Below are 15642 nucleotides of genomic sequence, written 5' to 3' on the forward strand. Positions count from 1 at the left end.
ATCAACGCCCACTGAGCATCCGAAAGCAACTGAAACCGCGACACGACCAACAGCATCCCAACAAACAACCAGAATATTTGTCAGACACGCCCTAGGCCCGCTACCGCAGGACAGCGAGTTCGCGGGTCTCCCTCCCCCATGGTTGACCGATCGCCGAGCCTGCCCTTATAGTCAACACATTCGTTGATAAACAGAAGGCTTGATAAAGATGGCGGTTGATGATGAATGGCTGGACCGGGCGTTCACCGCGCTGGGCGACCCGGTGCGCCGGGCGCTGATCGCCCGCCTCTCGCGGGGCGAGGCGACGGTGAACGAACTGGCCGAGCCGTTCGAGATCACCAAACAGGCGGTCTCGCGGCACATCCAGGTGCTCGAGACGGCCGGGCTGATCACCCGCAGCCGTGACGGCCAGCGGCGGCCCTGCCATCTCGACCCGGCGGCGCTGGAATCGCTCACCGGCTGGATCGACGGCTACCGGCTGGCGGCCGAGCGCCGCCACCGCAGGCTCGACGACGTCCTCGAAACGCTGAAGGAGCAGGAAAAATGACCAACCCCACCACGATCACCAGCGAGCCCGGCACGCCGTTCATCGACGTCGTCCGCGACTTCGACGCCACCCCGGCACAGGTGTACCGCGTCTGGTCCGACCCCGAACTCGTCGCCCGCTGGCTCGGCCCGGAAGAACTGACCATGGAGCTGATCGAGTACGACGTCCGGTCCGGCGGCGGCTACCGCTACGTGCACCGGACCGCCCACGGCGAGGAGTTCCGCTTCCGCGGGGTCTTCCACACGGCCGAACCCGGCGAGCGGATCATCCAGACCTTCGAATGGGACGGCAAGCCCGGCGAAGTCACCCTCGAGTCCGTCGTGTTCGAGGACCTCGGCAGCAGTACCCGGGTACGCACCCATTCCGTGTTCCCGTCGGTCGAAGCACGGGACGGCGCCGTCGAGTCCGGCATGATGCACGGCATCACCCAGTCCATGGACCGGCTCGCCGCGTTGCTCCGCTGAGCCGGGAAGGGACCCGAAATGACCGTCATGACGAGCTTCTGCATGTCCCTCGACGGCTTCGTCGCCCGTCCCGACGACTCGGTCGGCCCGCTGTTCGACTGGCACACCAACGGCGACGTTCCGGTGCGGCCACCCGGGTACCGGCTCGGCTTCCGGATGTCGGCGGCCAGCGCCCGGTACTGGGAGGAACTGATCGCGACCATGCGGGACGGCGCGATGGTCTGCGGCAGAAGGATTTTCGACCACACCAAGGGCTGGGGCGGTGTCGCGCCGCTCGGCGTGCCCGCCTTCGTGGTGACCCACCGGCCACCACCCCAGGACTGGCCGCCGACCCCGGAAGCGCGGTTCACCTTCGTCCACGACGGCGTCGAAAGCGCTGTGGCACAAGCGAAAGCGGCGGGCGATGGGACCGTGAGCGTGGCGGGCCCGAACATCGCCCAGCAGTGCCTCAACGCGCAACTGCTCGACGAGGTGCGGATCGACCTGGTCCCAGTGTTGCTGGGCAACGGAATCCGCTACTTCGAGAAGATGGACACCGACATCGCCGAGTTCGACCGTGTGGAGGTCGTCGAGGGCACCGGCGTGACGCACCTGCGCTACCGCGTGTGCTATCGCTGAGCACGCCTACGCTGGCGGACATGTACTCCACCGAGATCGAGGTGCGCACCGGCGGCACCGCCGTGGTGCACGACCTGACCAGGGACGCCGAGACCTTCCTTCGCGACGCAGATGCCGAGGACGGCCTCCTGCACGTGTGGGTCCCTCACGCGACGGCGGGCCTCGCCGTGCTGGAGACCGGGGCGGGCAGCGACGACGACCTGCTCACCGCGCTCGACGAACTCCTCCCCCGCGACAACCGGTGGCGGCATCAGCACGGCACGCACGGTCACGGCCGGGACCACGTGCTGCCCGCGCTGGTGCCGCCGTACGCGACGATCCCGGTGCTCGGCGGCGTCCTGGCGCTGGGCACCTGGCAGTCGGTCTGCCTGGTGGACACCAACGTGGACAATCCCGTGCGGCGCGTCCGGTTCAGTTTCCTGGCCGGCTGAGCCAGGTAACGTCGGCGCTGTGACAAGCACACGTCCGCACCGGCTGGTGCTCTGGGACATCGACCACACGCTGGTGGACTACACCGGCATCGGTACCGCCTGGTACGCCGAGGCGCTGAGCACGACGACCGGCACCGAACTGCGGGTCCGTCCCGATTTCGGCGGCCGGACCGAACGCGCGATCTCGGCCGACATCCTCGCTTCGCACGGCATCGAGCCGACCGAGGAGATGATCCAGCGGCTGTGGGCCGAGCTGATCGCGGTCTCCGGACGCGCCGCGGGCACCCTGCGCACCGGCGGCCGGGCGCTGCCGGGCGCCGCCGAGACACTGACCGCGCTGGCCGGGCACGACGGCGTCGTCCAGTCGCTGGTGACCGGCAACCTGCCGGAGATCTCGCGGCTCAAGCTCGCCACGTTCGGCCTGCACGAACACCTCGACCTGGACATCGGTGGCTACGGCTCGCTCTCGGCGCACCGGCCTGACCTCGTCCCGCACGCCGTCGCCCGCGCGGCGGCCAAGCACGGCACCGACTTCGCCGCGAACGCCGTCGTCGTCATCGGGGACACCCCGGCCGACGTCGACGCGGCGCTGCACCATGGCGCCGTCGCCGTCGCGGTCGCCACCGGGACCTACGGCGCGGACGAGCTGCGGGCCGCGGGCGCGCACACGGTGCTGGCGGACCTCACCGACGCAGCCGCGGTCCGGGCCGCTGTGCTGGGCGCATAGTCCTTTCGGCCAGCCCTCGTCCACCGGTGGTAGCACTCCCCTAGGGGAAATCTAGCCCCGGCGATGGATGTTCTCCTCCGTGCGCGCACGGAAGACTTCCGGGCATGACAGAAGCAGCGCCGGCGGTGGGGACCGCCGACGGTGTCCGGACCGGGGGGAGTGACTCGGGCGAGACGGCCCGCGTCACCGCGAAGCTCGCCGTGTTGTGGCACCGACTACCGTTCACCACCACCGTCGTCATGGCGATGCTGATGCTGAGCGTCGCCACCGGCGCGCTCTGGCGCGCCGCCGAGGACCACACGGCGTACCCGCTCGTCGCGTACGGCCTGCCGTCGCTGGAGGCCGGGCACTGGTGGACGCTGGTGACCGGGCCGTTCTTCGCGGTCGTCCCGTGGTTCTACCTGCCGATGGTGGGGAGCTTCGCGCTCTTCGCCGGGATCGCCGAATGGCGGCTCGGCACGCGGCGCGCCATGGTCGTCACGATCGGCGGGCAGCTCGTGAGTGTGCTGGTGGCGCTGCAGTTCCTCGCGCTGTACCGCGGCTCCGGCTGGGTGTGGGCGGACCGGCTGGCCACCACCATGGACGTCGGGTTCTCCGGTGGCGCACTGTTCGCGATGGCCGTCGCGAGCGCCAGCCTGCGCGCGCCGTGGCGGCTGCGGGTGCGGGCCGGGCTGTGCGTGTACGCCGGTGTCGCGATCATCTACGTCGGGACGCTCGCGGATCTGGTGCACTTCTTCGCGCTGGTGCTCGGGCTCCCGCTCGGCCGTCTGCTGGTCGGCCCGCACCGGGTCAAGGAGCCCAGCCGCCCGACACTGCGGGAACGGCGGCTGCTCGCGGTCTCCGGGCTGCTCCTGGTCACCGTCGCCGAAGTCGTCATGTACTTCGTGCCCGGCGACGGTCCCTTCGGATCTTCGGCCGACATGTCGCCGTCGGGTATCGAACTCGCCGTGCTGTGCGTCGTGGTGCTCCCGGTCCTCAACGGACTGCGCAAGGGCAGCCAGTTCGCCTGGCGCTGGGCGATCGGGCTCACCCTCTTCGCGATGGCCCAGGTGCTCCTGATCGGCGGGCTGATCGCGGTCGCGCACTACCTCGGCGGCGACTTCGACGCCGAGACGCCGTCACTGTCCTTGGTGGACAATCTCCTGTGGACGGTCGAGTTCGTGCTGCTGATCGGCGCGCGCGACGCGTTCCGGGCGCCGTCCCGGCGGCGGCGCAAGCGCCTCACCCGGGTCGGCCCCGGCCCGGCGATCGCGCGGGCCCTGCTCGGGCACAACGGCGGCAGCACGTTGTCGTGGATGACGACCTGGCCGCAGAACTCGTACTTCGTGACCGCCGACGGCCGCTCCTACCTCGCCTACCAGCAGCACGCCGGTGCCGCGATCGCGCTCGGCGACCCGATCGCCCCGGACGGCAAGGGCGCACGCGCGATCACCGAGTTCGCCGCGATGTGCGAGGACTCCGGGCTCGTCCCGTGCGTGTTCTCGGCGACGGCCACCACGATCGAGGTCACCAGGGAACTCGGCTGGAAGCACGTCCAGGTCGCCGAGGACACCCTCATCGACCTCGAGTCCCTCGAGTTCCGCGGCAAGGCGTGGCAGGACGTCCGCACCGCGCTGAACCGGGCGAAGAAGGACGGCATCGAGTTCCGGTTGGTGCGGCTGGCCGAACAGCCCGAGGCGATCGTCGAGCAGGTCCGCTCGGTGTCCGAGGAATGGGTCAGTGACAAGGGCATGCCGGAGATGGGCTTCACGCTCGGCGGCGTCGACGAGGCGATGGACCCGGCGACCAGGGTCGGCCTCGCGGTCGACGCGGACGGCGTCGTGCACGGCGTGACTTCGTGGCTGCCGGTGCACATCGGCGGCGGCCAGGTCGGCGGCTGGACGCTGGACGTGATGCGCCGCCGCGCGGACGGGTTCCGGCCCGCGATGGAGTTCCTGATCGCCTCGGCCTGCCTCGCCTTCCGCGAGGAGGGTGCCCGGTTCGTGTCGCTGTCCGGCGCCCCGCTGGCGCACAGCTCGCGCAGCGGCCCCGCGCACACCGTGGAACGCGCGCTCGAAACGCTCGGCGCGCTGATGGAGCCGTACTACGGTTTCCGCTCGCTGCACGCGTTCAAGGCGAAGTTCCAGCCGCGCCACGAACCGCTGTACCTGACCTTCCGCGACGAGGCGGACCTGCCGCGGATCGGACTCGCGCTGCAACGCGCCTATCTGCCGAAGACAGGCCTGCTGGAACTGGCGAAAATGGCCCGCAAACGCTGATTCTTCCGCGGAGGTCCGTGAATGCCACATTGAGGGACTCTGAGTCCCTCAATGTGGCATTCACGGACTTACGACCCAGGCTCGCCCGCTCGGGTGGTGTCCTTTGTGGACGCGGTGGGGCTGGGGTGCCGAGGGACGCCTTCGGTGCGTTGGTCGCGCCAAGGGACGCCCGCGTCGCGCTCAACGCACCCAGGGCGTCCCTCGGTGATCGTCGCGCCTCTCTGACAGGGCCGCAAAGGACTCCTTACCGGCGTTGAGCGCTGGCAAGGAGTCCTTCACGGCGTTTCCGTCCTTTGTGGACACGCGAGGCGGGGCGCGGGTGCGGGAAGTCCGTGGGGGCCTCCTTGAGGGATCCTGGGTCTCTCCGGGAGGCCCCCACGGACTTGAGCGGTGCGGCCGGGTCAGCGGGTCGAGGGTGGCGGGGTCGTGGTGGTGCGGTCGGATTCCGGGACGCCCCGGTAGCTGCGGAGGACGCGCAGCAGCTGCTCGCGATCCGCGGCGCCGGGGACGTCCTGGTCGGAGTAGGCGACCAGGACCGCGGACTGCGCGGCCGGCGCGTCACCCGAACTCATCGCGATGGCCGCGACCAGGGCGCGCTTCGGCACGCACGGACCGGCCTCCGACGGCACGACCTCGGCGAGGGCGACGCTCGCGGGCCGGGTCTTGCCCGGGGCGAGCGTGACCTCGGCCTGCTGTGCGGGCTGCGGAGCGATCTGGGCGAGCGGGCCCGCGTCGGGGCTGTACCGGCTCACCGCGAGGTCGTTGACCGCCTGCGCGGCGGCCGTCGCGGGATCCGCGACCTTCACGGTCGTGACGCCGCTGCCACCCCGTTCGCTCGACGACTTCCCGGGGCAGAACCCGCTGTCCAGGAAGGCGCTCGTGGCGAGCGTGATCCCGGGGACGGCCGGTCCCTTTTCCCAGCCGTGCAGGGTGCCGGGCTTCGGCTGCCAGTTCGGCGGGACGTCGTAGGCGTACGAACCGTCACGACCGGCCACCGCGTGCCAGCCGTCCACCACCGCGGGCACCGTGACCTGCGGAGGCGGAGTGTAGACGCTCGGCTTACGGCTCGTCGGCGCCGAGGCGCGGTCGTCGTGGCCCGAGCCGAAGTACTGCGAGACCGCACCCGCGAGCGCCACCACGCCGACGGCGATCCAGCCGACGTAACCGCGGCCCCGCTTTTGCGGCCGGGTCCGGCGGGCGGCCCGGATCCGTTGTGGTTCGGCGCGCGGCGGTTCGGGCTGTTCGATCCCCGAGGGCTGAGGCGCGCCGTAGCCCTCGCTGGGCCGGAAGCCACGCGAGTCCGAGGGCTCGTAGCCCCCGAACCCGCGCAGCGCGGCGTTGTCCTCGTAGCCGGGCGCATCGTCGCGCTTGCGGCCGAACCACCCCATCGGTCGCGGACCCTCAGGAGCGGATGAGCTTGACCAGGTGATCGACCACCGCGTCGACGGCGATCTCCTCGCGCTCGCCGGTGCGCCGATCCTTGACCTCGACGACCCCGTTGGCCAGGCCGCGCCCGACCACCAGGATCGTCGGGACGCCGACCAGCTCGGCGTCGGCGAACTTCACGCCGGGGGTCGCCTTGCGGTCGTCGAGCAGGACCTCGACCCCGGCGGTGCTCAGCTCGGCGGCCAGCTTCTCGGCGCCCGCCGCGACGGTCTCGTCCTTGCCCGCGATCACGACGTGCACGTCGAACGGCGAGACCTCGCGGGGCCAGACCAGCCCGAGATCGTCGTGGTTCTGCTCGGCGAGCACCCCGACGAGCCGGGACACCCCGACGCCGTAGGAGCCCATGGTGATGCGGATCGGCTTGGAGTCCGGGCCGAGCGCGTCCAGCTCGAACACGTCGGCGTACTTGCGGCCGAGCTGGAAGATGTGGCCGATCTCGATACCGCGCGCGGCGACCAGCGTGCCCTGGCCGTCCGGGGAGGCGTCGCCCTCGCGGACCTCGGCGGCCTCGATCGTGCCGTCGGGGGTGAAGTCGCGGCCCGCGAGGAGGTCGACGACGTGGTGGCCGGCCTTGTCGGCACCGGTGACCCAGGCCGTCCCGGTGACGACGCGCGGGTCGACGAGGTAGCGAACGCCGTTGTCCTGCAAGGCTTTCGGCCCGATGTAGCCCTTGACGAGGAACGGGTTCTTCGCGAAGTCGGCCTCTTCGAGCAGGGCGACCTCGGCGGGTTCGAGCGAGGCTTCGAGGCGCTTCATGTCGACCTCGCGGTCGCCGGGGACGCCGACGCCGAGCAGCTCCCACTCCTTGGCGCCCGGCTGGCGGGTCTTCACCAGGACGTTCTTCAGCGTGTCGGCGGCGGTGAACTCGCGCCCGAGACCGGCCGCGTTCAAGAACGCGACCAGCGTCTCGATGGTGGGCGTGTCCGGCGTGTGGTGCACCTGCGCGGCGGGACGTCCCTCGACGGGCTGCGCGGGCGGCGCGGGCGTGACGACGGCTTCGACGTTGGCGGCGTAGCCCGAACCGGTGCTGCGGACGTAGGTGTCCTCACCCGTTTCGGCGACGGCCAGGAACTCCTCGGAGGCCGAGCCGCCCATCGCGCCCGACGTCGCCTTGACGATGACGTACTCGAGGCCGAGCCGGTCGAACAGCTTGATGTAGGTGTCGCGATGGGCCTGGTAGGACCGCTCCAGGCCCGCGTCGTCGAGGTCGAAGGAGTAGGAATCCTTCATGACGAACTCGCGGCCGCGCAGGATGCCCGCGCGGGGCCGCGCCTCGTCGCGGTACTTCGTCTGGATCTGGTACAGCGTGACCGGATAGTCCTTGTAGGAGGAGTACTCCCCCTTCACGGTCAGCGCGAACAGTTCCTCGTGCGTCGGGCCGAGCAGGTAGTCGGCGCCCTTGCGGTCCTTGAGCCGGAACAGGCTGTCGCCGTACTCGGTCCAGCGGTTGCTGGCCTCGTAGGGCTCCTTCGGCAGCAGCGCGGGGAACTGGATCTCCTGCCCGCCCATCGCGTTCATCTCCTCGCGCACCACGTTCTCGATGCGGCGCAGCACGCGCATCCCGAGCGGCAGCCAGGAATAGCCACCCGGGGCGACCCGGCGGACGTAGCCGGCACGCACCAGCAGCCGGTGGCTGGGTACCTCGGCGTCCGCCGGATCCTCGCGCAGGGTGCGGAGGAACAACGACGACATCCTGGTGATCACTTCTGGCTCCTCGCGAAAGCGGGCAGGTAGACGTGCTGTGCAGCGTAGTCAACCCCCCTTGACCGCTTCCAACGGGTTATCGGCGGGCGCCGGTTTCTGTCGGTGGTACCCGCTAGCGTCCCGTCCATGACGCTGACCACGGGCATGATCACCATCGACTGCGCCGACCCGCCGAAGCTGGCGAGTTTCTGGACGCGGGCGCTGGGCACGGAAATCGACCAGGACTACGGCTTCTTCCTGACGCTGAAACCACCGGCGCAGGGCGGGCTGGTCCTGGGCTTTCAGCAGGTCCCGGAACCGCGAAAGGGGAAGAACAGGGTGCACATCGACTTCGGCACGAGCGATCGGAAGGAGGAGATAGCCAGGCTGGTGGCGCTGGGCGCGGACGAGCACGAGACCCACGAGCTGCCCGGGCTCACGTGGACGGTGCTCACCGATCCGGAGGGCAACGAGTTCTGCGTCTCGTCGGGCCTGCACGGCTGAGGGCATACCCGGGCGGGCACACTGGCGGGCATGAGCGACGCTGGCGAGCGAATCATGGACATCATGCGCCAAAAGGGATTCGACACGGTCTCGCGGAGCGAGGCGATCGCATGACCCATCGTGTACTCCTGCCATGGCGCGACATCGAGGTCCCGGCGGGCCTGTCCGTCAGCTACTACGACGGCACCGGCCCGTTCCCGGACGACAGCGTTCTCGACGACGTCGAGTTCTACGTGCTGCCCTACGACCAAGGGCCCGAGCCGGCGCGGCTGATCCCGAAGCTGCCCGCGCTGCGAGCGGTCCAGTCGCTCTCGGCGGGCGTGGAGATGCTGCTGCCCGTGGTGCCGGAGGGGGTCGCGCTGGCCAACGGGCGGGGGCTGCACGACCTCAGCGTCGCCGAGCACGCGCTCGCGCTGATCCACGCCGCGCAGCGGGATCTGCCGCGCTGGTTCGCGCAGCAGGCCGCCGGCTCGTGGGAGCGCGAGCACACGCGGTCGCTCGCGGACAGCCGGGTGCTGCTGGTCGGGTACGGCTCGATCGGCCAGGCGATCGAGCGTCAGCTGCTCGCCGCCGAGGCCGTGGTGACCAGGGTGGCGAGCACGGCGCGGCCCGGCGACCACGTGCACGCGGTCGCGGAGCTGCCGGACCTGCTGCCCGAGGCGGACATCGTGGTGCTGATCCTGCCGGACACCCCGGCCACGCGCGGGCTCGTCGGCGCGGCGGAGCTGGCCGCGCTGCCCGACGGCGCGCTGGTCGTCAACGTCGGCCGCGGTACCGCCATCGACACCACGGCGCTGCTGGCCGAGACGAGTTCGGGGCGGCTGCGCGCGGCACTCGACGTGGTGGATCCCGAACCGCTGCCGAGCGACCATCCACTGTGGAAGGTGCCGGGCGTGATCCTGACCCCGCACATCGCGGGCGGGTCGGCCTCGTTCTACCCGCGCGCGAAGCGGCTGGCCGCCGAGCAGCTGCGCCGCTTCGCCGCGGGCGAGGACCTCCTGAACCGGGTGCGCTGAGCCGCTGGTCAGCTCCAGCGCGTGCGGTGGGCCAGCCAGCGCCGGGTCGCCGCCGCGAGCCTGCGCTGGCGTGCCCGGACCCCGGTCGTCGCCGGGGGTTCGGGCAGCCTGCCCGCGTGCTCGGTGTACCCGGCGAGCGCGACCCCGAAGGCGGTGACGGCCCAGCCGGGTACCCCGGACAGCACCGGGCGGCCACGCAGCAGCCGGTCGACGTCGGCGGGCGCGTGCCCGGCGTCGAGCAGGTGCGGCACGAGCGTGACGAGGTCGAGCCAGCCCGCGCCGCGGGCCGGATAGCGCCAGTTCGTCACCAGGACCCGGCCCGGTCCGGTGCGCACCAGGCTGTCCGGCTCGATCCCGTTGTGCAGCAACGTGTCCCCCGCCGCCCACGGATGCCACGAGGTCTCCAGCGCGACCAGCGAGCCGAGATTGCGGGCCGCCCACGGGTCCAGATCGTCCGGCGGGCGGGCGGCGATCTCACGCCAGCCGCGCAGCAGCGGCCCGAGGTCGTCCAGCGCGGCGGGGACGTCCGGCAGCGGGCACGGGGTGAGCGTGCGCCCGAGCGCGCCGAAGGTGGCCAGCACCGCGGACAGATCGGGCGAGCCGGGCCGCAGCACCGGCCGGGTGCCGTCGAAATCCACGAACGCCAGCACCAGCCACGAATCGTCCACAAAGGACAGTAATCGGGGCGCCGGGGCCGCCTCGGGCAGCCGGGCGGTGACCGCGGCCTCGGCCCGGTAACCGCCCGCCCGCGGGCTGTCCGCGGGCAGTGCCTTGACGAACGCGCGGCCACCGTTCTCCAGTTCGAGCCGGGCCGCGATGGCACCGTCGAACTCCGGGGTCTGCCACAACGACCGCCGTACCGCGCCTCCCAGCTCTCGCTCCACCACGTCACGCACCGGCTCCGGCAGATCGTGCCAGCCCCGGCGCGCGGACACCGACGCCGTCATCACGCTCCCCTGCGCCGCACTCCCCGTCCGTGAAAATCCACGGTACAGAAATTCGCGCGGGCGGGTCGCCGCGTCAGGGCTCAGGTGACGGGCAGGACGTACCCCGCCCACGTCTGGACGGTGCGGTAGCCGCAGCGTTCGTAGACGCCCAGCGCGCCCTGTGCGTTGTCGACATCGACGTTGAGCGCGGATCGCTCGAAGCCCTGCTCCTTCGCCTTCTCCAGCGTGTACCCGAGCAGCGCCGACGCGATCCCCCTGCCACGCAGTGACTCGCGGGTACCGACGTCGCTGACGTACAGCTCGCGGACGCCGGTGGCCGCCTCGTCGGAGGCGAAATACGCGCTCAGCACGAACGCGAGCACCTCGTCCCCGGCCGGAGAGAGCAGCAGGAACGACAGCTCCGGCCGGAAATCCTTGCTCTCGCTCACCTGGTGCCGCCACATCTCGGGCGACTGTTCGGCCGAGCCCCAGTGGTCGGCGAAGACGGCGTTGCGCGCGAGCCGGGTGAGTTCGTCGTAGCGTCCGGTATACGGCACCGGCTCGAACCCCGGCGGGAGCGGCCGTGCCGGGGGCAGGCTCGCGAGATCGGCCCGCATGTCCACAAAGGACCGCAGATGCCGGAACCCGGCGCGCTCCAGCGTTCCCGCGAACCACCGCTGATCCTCGTGCGCGGCGGCGTGCAGCTCCAATGGTGCGCCAGGGAACGCCTTTTCGTGCACCCGCTTCGCCGACTCGGCGAACCACGCCATGAGGTGTTCGCCCAGCGCGTCATCGCGGTAATCCGGATGCGTGAGCGCTTCGAACCGCACCATGTGCGCCGGATCCGCGGAGCCCCGGCGGATCACGATGCCGGAAGCGACGAGTCGCTCGCCGTCCCAGCCGCTGGTCGAAGCCCCGGTGAGGTCGACGTTCGGGCTGCTCATCAGCTCCCGCAGGTCCGCGGCGTCGTAGTGCTCGCCGGTCGGCTCGACCTTTTCCGTGATCGCGACCAGTTCGGCCATCGCCGGGGCGTCGTCGAGGGTCAGCGGCCGCCAGAGGAGATCCATCACGCGAGGCTAAGCATCCGTACCGGCCCGCGCACCCGGATTTCCCCCGATTACGCTCAGGGTGTGCTCGTGCTCCTCCCCCCTTCCGAGACCAAGGCCGACGGCGGCAACGGCCCGGCGCTCGACCTGACCGCGCTGTCCTTCCCCGAGCTGAACCCGGTACGGGCGAAACTGGCCGACGCGCTGGCCGACCTCGCCCGCGACGTCCCGGCCAGCCTCGCCGCGCTCGGCATCTCGGCCCGGCAGAGCGACGAGGTCACCCGCAACGCCCGGCTCTGGACCTCGCCCACCATGCCGGCACTCAGCCGCTACACCGGCGTGCTCTACGACGCGCTCGACGTCCGCGGCTTCACGAAGGCGGGACTGGCGAAGGCCCAGCGACGGCTGGCCATCACGTCCTCACTGTTCGGCGTGGTCTCCGCCACCGACCCGATCCCGGCGTACCGGCTTTCCGGCGGCAACACGGTCCCGGGGCTGGGCACCGTCCGCGGCCTGTGGAAGCCCGTCCTCGAACCCGTGCTGCACGAGATCGAGGGCCTGATCGTGGACCTGCGCTCCGGCACCTACTCGGCGTTCGCCAAGCTGCGGCCGGACGCGGTGACCGTGCGCGTGGTGACCGAGGACGCGCACGGAAACCGCACCACGGTGAGCCATTTCAACAAGGCCTACAAGGGCAGGCTCGCCGCGGTGCTGGCCACCACCAGGGCCGAACCGTCCACTGTGGAGCAACTTGTCAAGGTGATTACCAAGGCCGGGCTGGTGGTCGAACGCACCGGCGAGCACGCGCTGGAACTGCTCACCGGGGACTGACCTCCGGTACCGGATAGTCCGGCACGACGACCGCCGTGGCCGCCTTCCGCACCTGCCGCCCGATCAGCTTGAAGACCAGGTTCTTGCCCGGCGTGTACGGGATCATCCTGATCTGCCACAGGTGCAGCCGGGTCTGCCACGGCGTGCCCGGCGCGACCCGTTTCGCCATGCCGAGCGCGAACTTGTTGTTGAGCCGGGAGAACTCCCGCAGCCGTTCCTCGTACCGCGTGAACGCCAGGCGGTGGTCGCCGTGCGCGGCCGCGAGTTCCCCGGCGAGCACGTAGGCACCGACCAGCGCCACGCTCGTCCCCTGCCCGGACAATGGCGAACCGGCACACGCCGCGTCGCCGACCAGCGCGACCCGGCCGGCCGACCAGTGATCCAGCCGCACCTGCGCGCAGGCGTCGAGATAGAAGTCCGGCGCCCGGCGCGCCTGCTCCAGCAGGAACGGCACGTCCCAGGCAGCCCCTTCGTACACTTCGGACAGCAACGCGTACTGGCTCTCGACGTCGCGGTAGTCATACGCGCGCCCGTGTGCCGGGAACATCAGAGTGGCACGGGCCTCGCCGTCGACCCGGGTGTCCGACACGGTCGCGACCCGGCCCGGTTCGACGAAAGTCCGCTGCGTCCGGTCCAGGCCCCAGCGGTCCGGCACGGTGAACGTGGAGAGCACGACGCCGAGGTCGTGCAGCACGGCGCTGTCCTCACCGAAGGCCAGGTCCCGCACCGGGGAATGCAGGCCGTCGGCGCCGAGCACCACGTCGAAGGTCTTCGGCGCGGACCGGGCGAAGGTGACGTCGACGCCCTCGGGAGTTTCGGTCAGCGCGGTGACGGCGTCGCCGAACACGAACTCCGCGTGCGCGCCCGCCCGTTCGTCGAGCAAGGCGAGCAGATCGCCGCGGAGGATCTCGACGTCGAGCGGATCGAAGGAACCGAACGTGCCGTCCATCCAGGCGATCCGCTCCCCCTGAGCGTCCACATAGGCCATACCGGTGATGTCGGTGGCGACGGCGCGCGCGTCGTCGAGCACGCCCGTGCGTTCGGCGACGTCGAGCGCGGCGCCCCGGATGTCGATGGCCTGCCCACCCCGGCGCGGCGCGCCCGCGCGCTCGACGACGGTGACATCGAAGCCGTACCGGCCGAGCCAGTACGCCAGCGTGACTCCGGCGACCCCCGCGCCGGAAACGAGCACAGTTTTCGTGGTCATGAAGGCTCCCCTGCCTGTGACGAAGCGGGTCATCTCTGGATACCCGCACTATCCAACGTAGGATAGTGCCGGTATCCAGTCAAGAGGAGCGGCGTGAAGGTCAAGGAACTGAGCCTGCGGGCGAACGTGTCCATCCCGACGATCAAGTACTACCTGCGCGAAGGGCTGCTCCCCAAGGGCGAGCCGCTCGGCGAGACCAAGGCCGAGTACGGCGAGGACCACCTCACCCGCCTGCTGCTGATCCGCACGCTCGTGGAGACCGGCGAAGTCCCCATCGCCCGGATCCGGCACCTGCTCGACGCCATCGACAACGAGAGCCTCCCCTCGCAGGACCTCCTCGCCGCGGCGATGTACGCGGCCACGCCCGACGCCCGCAGCACGGCGCACGACGACGGCTTCGGCGACCGCACGGGTGCCGAAACGTTACTGACCCACGAAGGCTGGACGTCCACTTCGGACGGACGGGACCAGCTCGCCCGCGCCCTCGCCGGACTGCGCCGCATCGGCCTGCCCGCCGACCCAGACAAGCTCGGGCCCTATCTGGACGCGGCCAAGACGATCGCCGCGCAGCAACTGCCCCTGCTGCCCGCGCCCGAGGATCGCGCGGAGTTCGCGGTGCGCGCCGTGCTCGGCGCGGTGCTGTACGAGCGCCTGCTGGCGACGTTGATCCGGATCGCCACGGAAAACGCCAGGTAGGTCCATGAATGCCACATCGAGGTTTTCTCACTAAGAGGCCTGGGGCCGTGGGTGCTGCCGAATGCGCCGAAGGACGCCTTCGGTCTGCCGGGCCCGGAGTGCGACAAGGGCGTCCCTGGGAGGCGGCGGAAGTACTCAGGGCCTCCCGCCCACGCCGACAGCATCACCCGGTGTCGGCGTGCACGGGGAGGCATTCACGGACCGGAAGACACCGGCAGGCGTTCACTCGAAAGTGTCACGAAAAGACATGTCATCAGGATTTCATGGTTCGTGGATAACTTTCCCTTTTCCCGACACAACAGCGTATTCGGCGGGGAAGGAACGCTCACATGAAGAAACCTCAATGGGTGGCGGTGATCGGCACGGCTGTCGCCACCCTGGTCGCCGGGCTGCTCGGCGCCACGGCTTCGACCGCGCAGGCCGAGGGGGCCCATTACTACATTCTCGTCGGCGGCACCTGTGACGGCGCCGGAAATGTGTACAACGACGCCTGGCTGCGCGGCGGCATCCGGCGGGTCGTGCACTACCCGGCCGGTGCCGCGGGGCTGCCGGGCTGCGACCAGACGCCGATGGACCAGAGCGTCGCCCGTGGCCACGAGGAGGGCAACCGCGTCGTCCAGAGCGCTTTCGCGGAGAACCCCGGGGCCGAGTTCACCGTCGTTGGCTATTCGCAGGGCGCGATCGTCGCGAACCTGGTGCTCAACGACATCGCCGACGGAAAGCTCGGCGTGGACAAGTCGCGCTTCACCGCGAAGATCTTCGCGGACCCGATGCAGCCGGTCGGCCCGCCGGGACGCGGGATCAGCGCGGTGCTCCCGGCGGGGATGGGCGCGCCGTCGCCGTTCGGCGGCTATGTTTCGTTCGGCCCCGGCCGTCCCAACTTCGGCGGTATCCCGTTCATCCGCTATTGCATCGAGACCGACGGCGTCTGCCATTTCGACACCCTCGAAGCACCGGGCGGATATTTCGCGCAGCACCAGTGTTATCAGTGGACCCGGCCGACGGACGGCCGGTCCATCATGGGCGACACCATCGCCGACGGGGTGTACACCAACGCCTCGCAGCCGTTGCCGCGCCAGAACTGCCGTCCGCCGTGGCCCCGCGCCTGAGCGGATGACCACCCGGACCGGGGGGGCCCCCCCGCCCCCGCCCGGGCCCCCCCGCCCGGGGTCCCCCATAAGCCCCCCCGCGGGGGGTGGGGCCCCGCCGCGGCCCGCCCCCCCCCCCGGGGGCCCGGGGCGG

Annotated in this window: 16 protein-coding genes; 11 read left to right on the forward strand and 5 right to left on the reverse strand. The window is 70.8% G+C overall.

Features of this window, described 5'->3' with window-relative positions:
- Nucleotides 1-208 precede the first annotated feature (208 nt).
- The 6 genes from ACFW0G_RS38565 to ACFW0G_RS38590 all read left to right on the forward strand — a co-directional run bounded on the left by ACFW0G_RS38565 (nt 209) and on the right by ACFW0G_RS38590 (nt 5045).
- Entirely contained in the window at nt 209-547 is a 339-nt protein-coding gene (locus ACFW0G_RS38565; RefSeq protein WP_378330461.1) for an ArsR/SmtB family transcription factor, read from the forward strand.
- Nucleotides 544-1011, forward strand: a complete 468-nt coding sequence (locus ACFW0G_RS38570) for an SRPBCC family protein (protein WP_378330462.1) — start codon at nt 544-546, stop codon at nt 1009-1011. The genes ACFW0G_RS38565 and ACFW0G_RS38570 overlap by 4 nt, the downstream gene beginning before the upstream one ends.
- A gap of 18 nt (nt 1012-1029) precedes the next feature.
- Complete coding sequence (locus ACFW0G_RS38575) at nt 1030-1629, forward strand: dihydrofolate reductase family protein (RefSeq protein ID WP_378330463.1); 600 nt, start codon at nt 1030-1032, stop codon at nt 1627-1629.
- A gap of 20 nt (nt 1630-1649) precedes the next feature.
- Nucleotides 1650-2060 (forward strand): secondary thiamine-phosphate synthase enzyme YjbQ, encoded by a 411-nt coding sequence (locus ACFW0G_RS38580; RefSeq protein ID WP_378330464.1) that lies wholly within the window; start codon nt 1650-1652, stop codon nt 2058-2060.
- A gap of 19 nt (nt 2061-2079) precedes the next feature.
- Nucleotides 2080-2787 (forward strand): HAD family hydrolase, encoded by a 708-nt coding sequence (locus ACFW0G_RS38585; RefSeq protein WP_378330465.1) that lies wholly within the window; start codon nt 2080-2082, stop codon nt 2785-2787.
- Between the two features lie 104 nt (nt 2788-2891).
- A complete protein-coding gene (locus ACFW0G_RS38590) occupies nt 2892-5045 on the forward strand; it encodes a bifunctional lysylphosphatidylglycerol flippase/synthetase MprF (protein WP_378330466.1) in 2154 nt (717 codons plus the stop codon).
- Between the two features lie 401 nt (nt 5046-5446).
- Here the strand turns inward: ACFW0G_RS38590 and ACFW0G_RS38595 are convergent, their stop codons facing one another.
- Nucleotides 5447-6433 carry a hypothetical protein gene (locus ACFW0G_RS38595; protein WP_378330467.1) on the reverse strand — a complete coding sequence of 329 codons (987 nt, stop codon included), beginning with the start codon at nt 6431-6433 and terminating at the stop codon, nt 5447-5449.
- 13 nt (nt 6434-6446) lie between these two features.
- Nucleotides 6447-8195, reverse strand: a complete 1749-nt coding sequence (locus ACFW0G_RS38600) for a proline--tRNA ligase (protein WP_378330468.1) — start codon at nt 8193-8195, stop codon at nt 6447-6449.
- A gap of 126 nt (nt 8196-8321) precedes the next feature.
- On the opposite strand from ACFW0G_RS38600, the gene ACFW0G_RS38605 reads away from it, so the two are divergent.
- A complete protein-coding gene (locus ACFW0G_RS38605) occupies nt 8322-8678 on the forward strand; it encodes a VOC family protein (RefSeq protein ID WP_378330469.1) in 357 nt (118 codons plus the stop codon).
- 110 nt (nt 8679-8788) lie between these two features.
- On the forward strand, nt 8789-9694 hold the full coding sequence (locus tag ACFW0G_RS38610) for a 2-hydroxyacid dehydrogenase (protein ID WP_378330470.1): 906 nt from the start codon (nt 8789-8791) through the stop codon (nt 9692-9694).
- 8 nt (nt 9695-9702) lie between these two features.
- On the opposite strand, the gene ACFW0G_RS38615 is transcribed toward ACFW0G_RS38610, so the two are convergent.
- On the reverse strand, nt 9703-10641 hold the full coding sequence (locus ACFW0G_RS38615; RefSeq protein WP_378330471.1) for an aminoglycoside phosphotransferase: 939 nt from the start codon (nt 10639-10641) through the stop codon (nt 9703-9705).
- 80 nt (nt 10642-10721) lie between these two features.
- Nucleotides 10722-11687 (reverse strand): GNAT family N-acetyltransferase, encoded by a 966-nt coding sequence (locus ACFW0G_RS38620; protein ID WP_378330472.1) that lies wholly within the window; start codon nt 11685-11687, stop codon nt 10722-10724.
- 63 nt (nt 11688-11750) lie between these two features.
- Here ACFW0G_RS38620 and yaaA point away from each other — a divergent pair, with 63 nt between their 5' ends.
- Nucleotides 11751-12497 carry a peroxide stress protein YaaA gene (gene yaaA / locus ACFW0G_RS38625; RefSeq protein ID WP_378330473.1) on the forward strand — a complete coding sequence of 249 codons (747 nt, stop codon included), beginning with the start codon at nt 11751-11753 and terminating at the stop codon, nt 12495-12497.
- Here yaaA and ACFW0G_RS38630 read toward each other — a convergent pair.
- Nucleotides 12484-13704: an FAD-dependent monooxygenase gene (locus ACFW0G_RS38630; protein WP_378330474.1), complete on the reverse strand. Its 1221-nt coding sequence runs from the start codon at nt 13702-13704 to the stop codon at nt 12484-12486. The two genes, yaaA and ACFW0G_RS38630, sit on opposite strands and share 14 nt — an antisense overlap.
- A gap of 93 nt (nt 13705-13797) precedes the next feature.
- Between ACFW0G_RS38630 and ACFW0G_RS38635 the strand changes: the two genes are divergently transcribed.
- Both ACFW0G_RS38635 and ACFW0G_RS38640 read left to right on the forward strand, forming a co-directional pair.
- The gene (locus ACFW0G_RS38635; protein WP_378330475.1) at nt 13798-14400 is read left to right on the forward strand and encodes a MerR family transcriptional regulator; all 603 of its coding nucleotides are present in this window, start codon (nt 13798-13800) and stop codon (nt 14398-14400) included.
- A gap of 329 nt (nt 14401-14729) precedes the next feature.
- Nucleotides 14730-15509 carry a PE-PPE domain-containing protein gene (locus ACFW0G_RS38640; RefSeq protein ID WP_378330476.1) on the forward strand — a complete coding sequence of 260 codons (780 nt, stop codon included), beginning with the start codon at nt 14730-14732 and terminating at the stop codon, nt 15507-15509.
- Nucleotides 15510-15642 lie beyond the last annotated feature (133 nt).

The organism is Amycolatopsis sp. NPDC058986, assembly GCF_042741125.1.
GTDB lineage: Bacteria > Actinomycetota > Actinomycetes > Mycobacteriales > Pseudonocardiaceae > Amycolatopsis.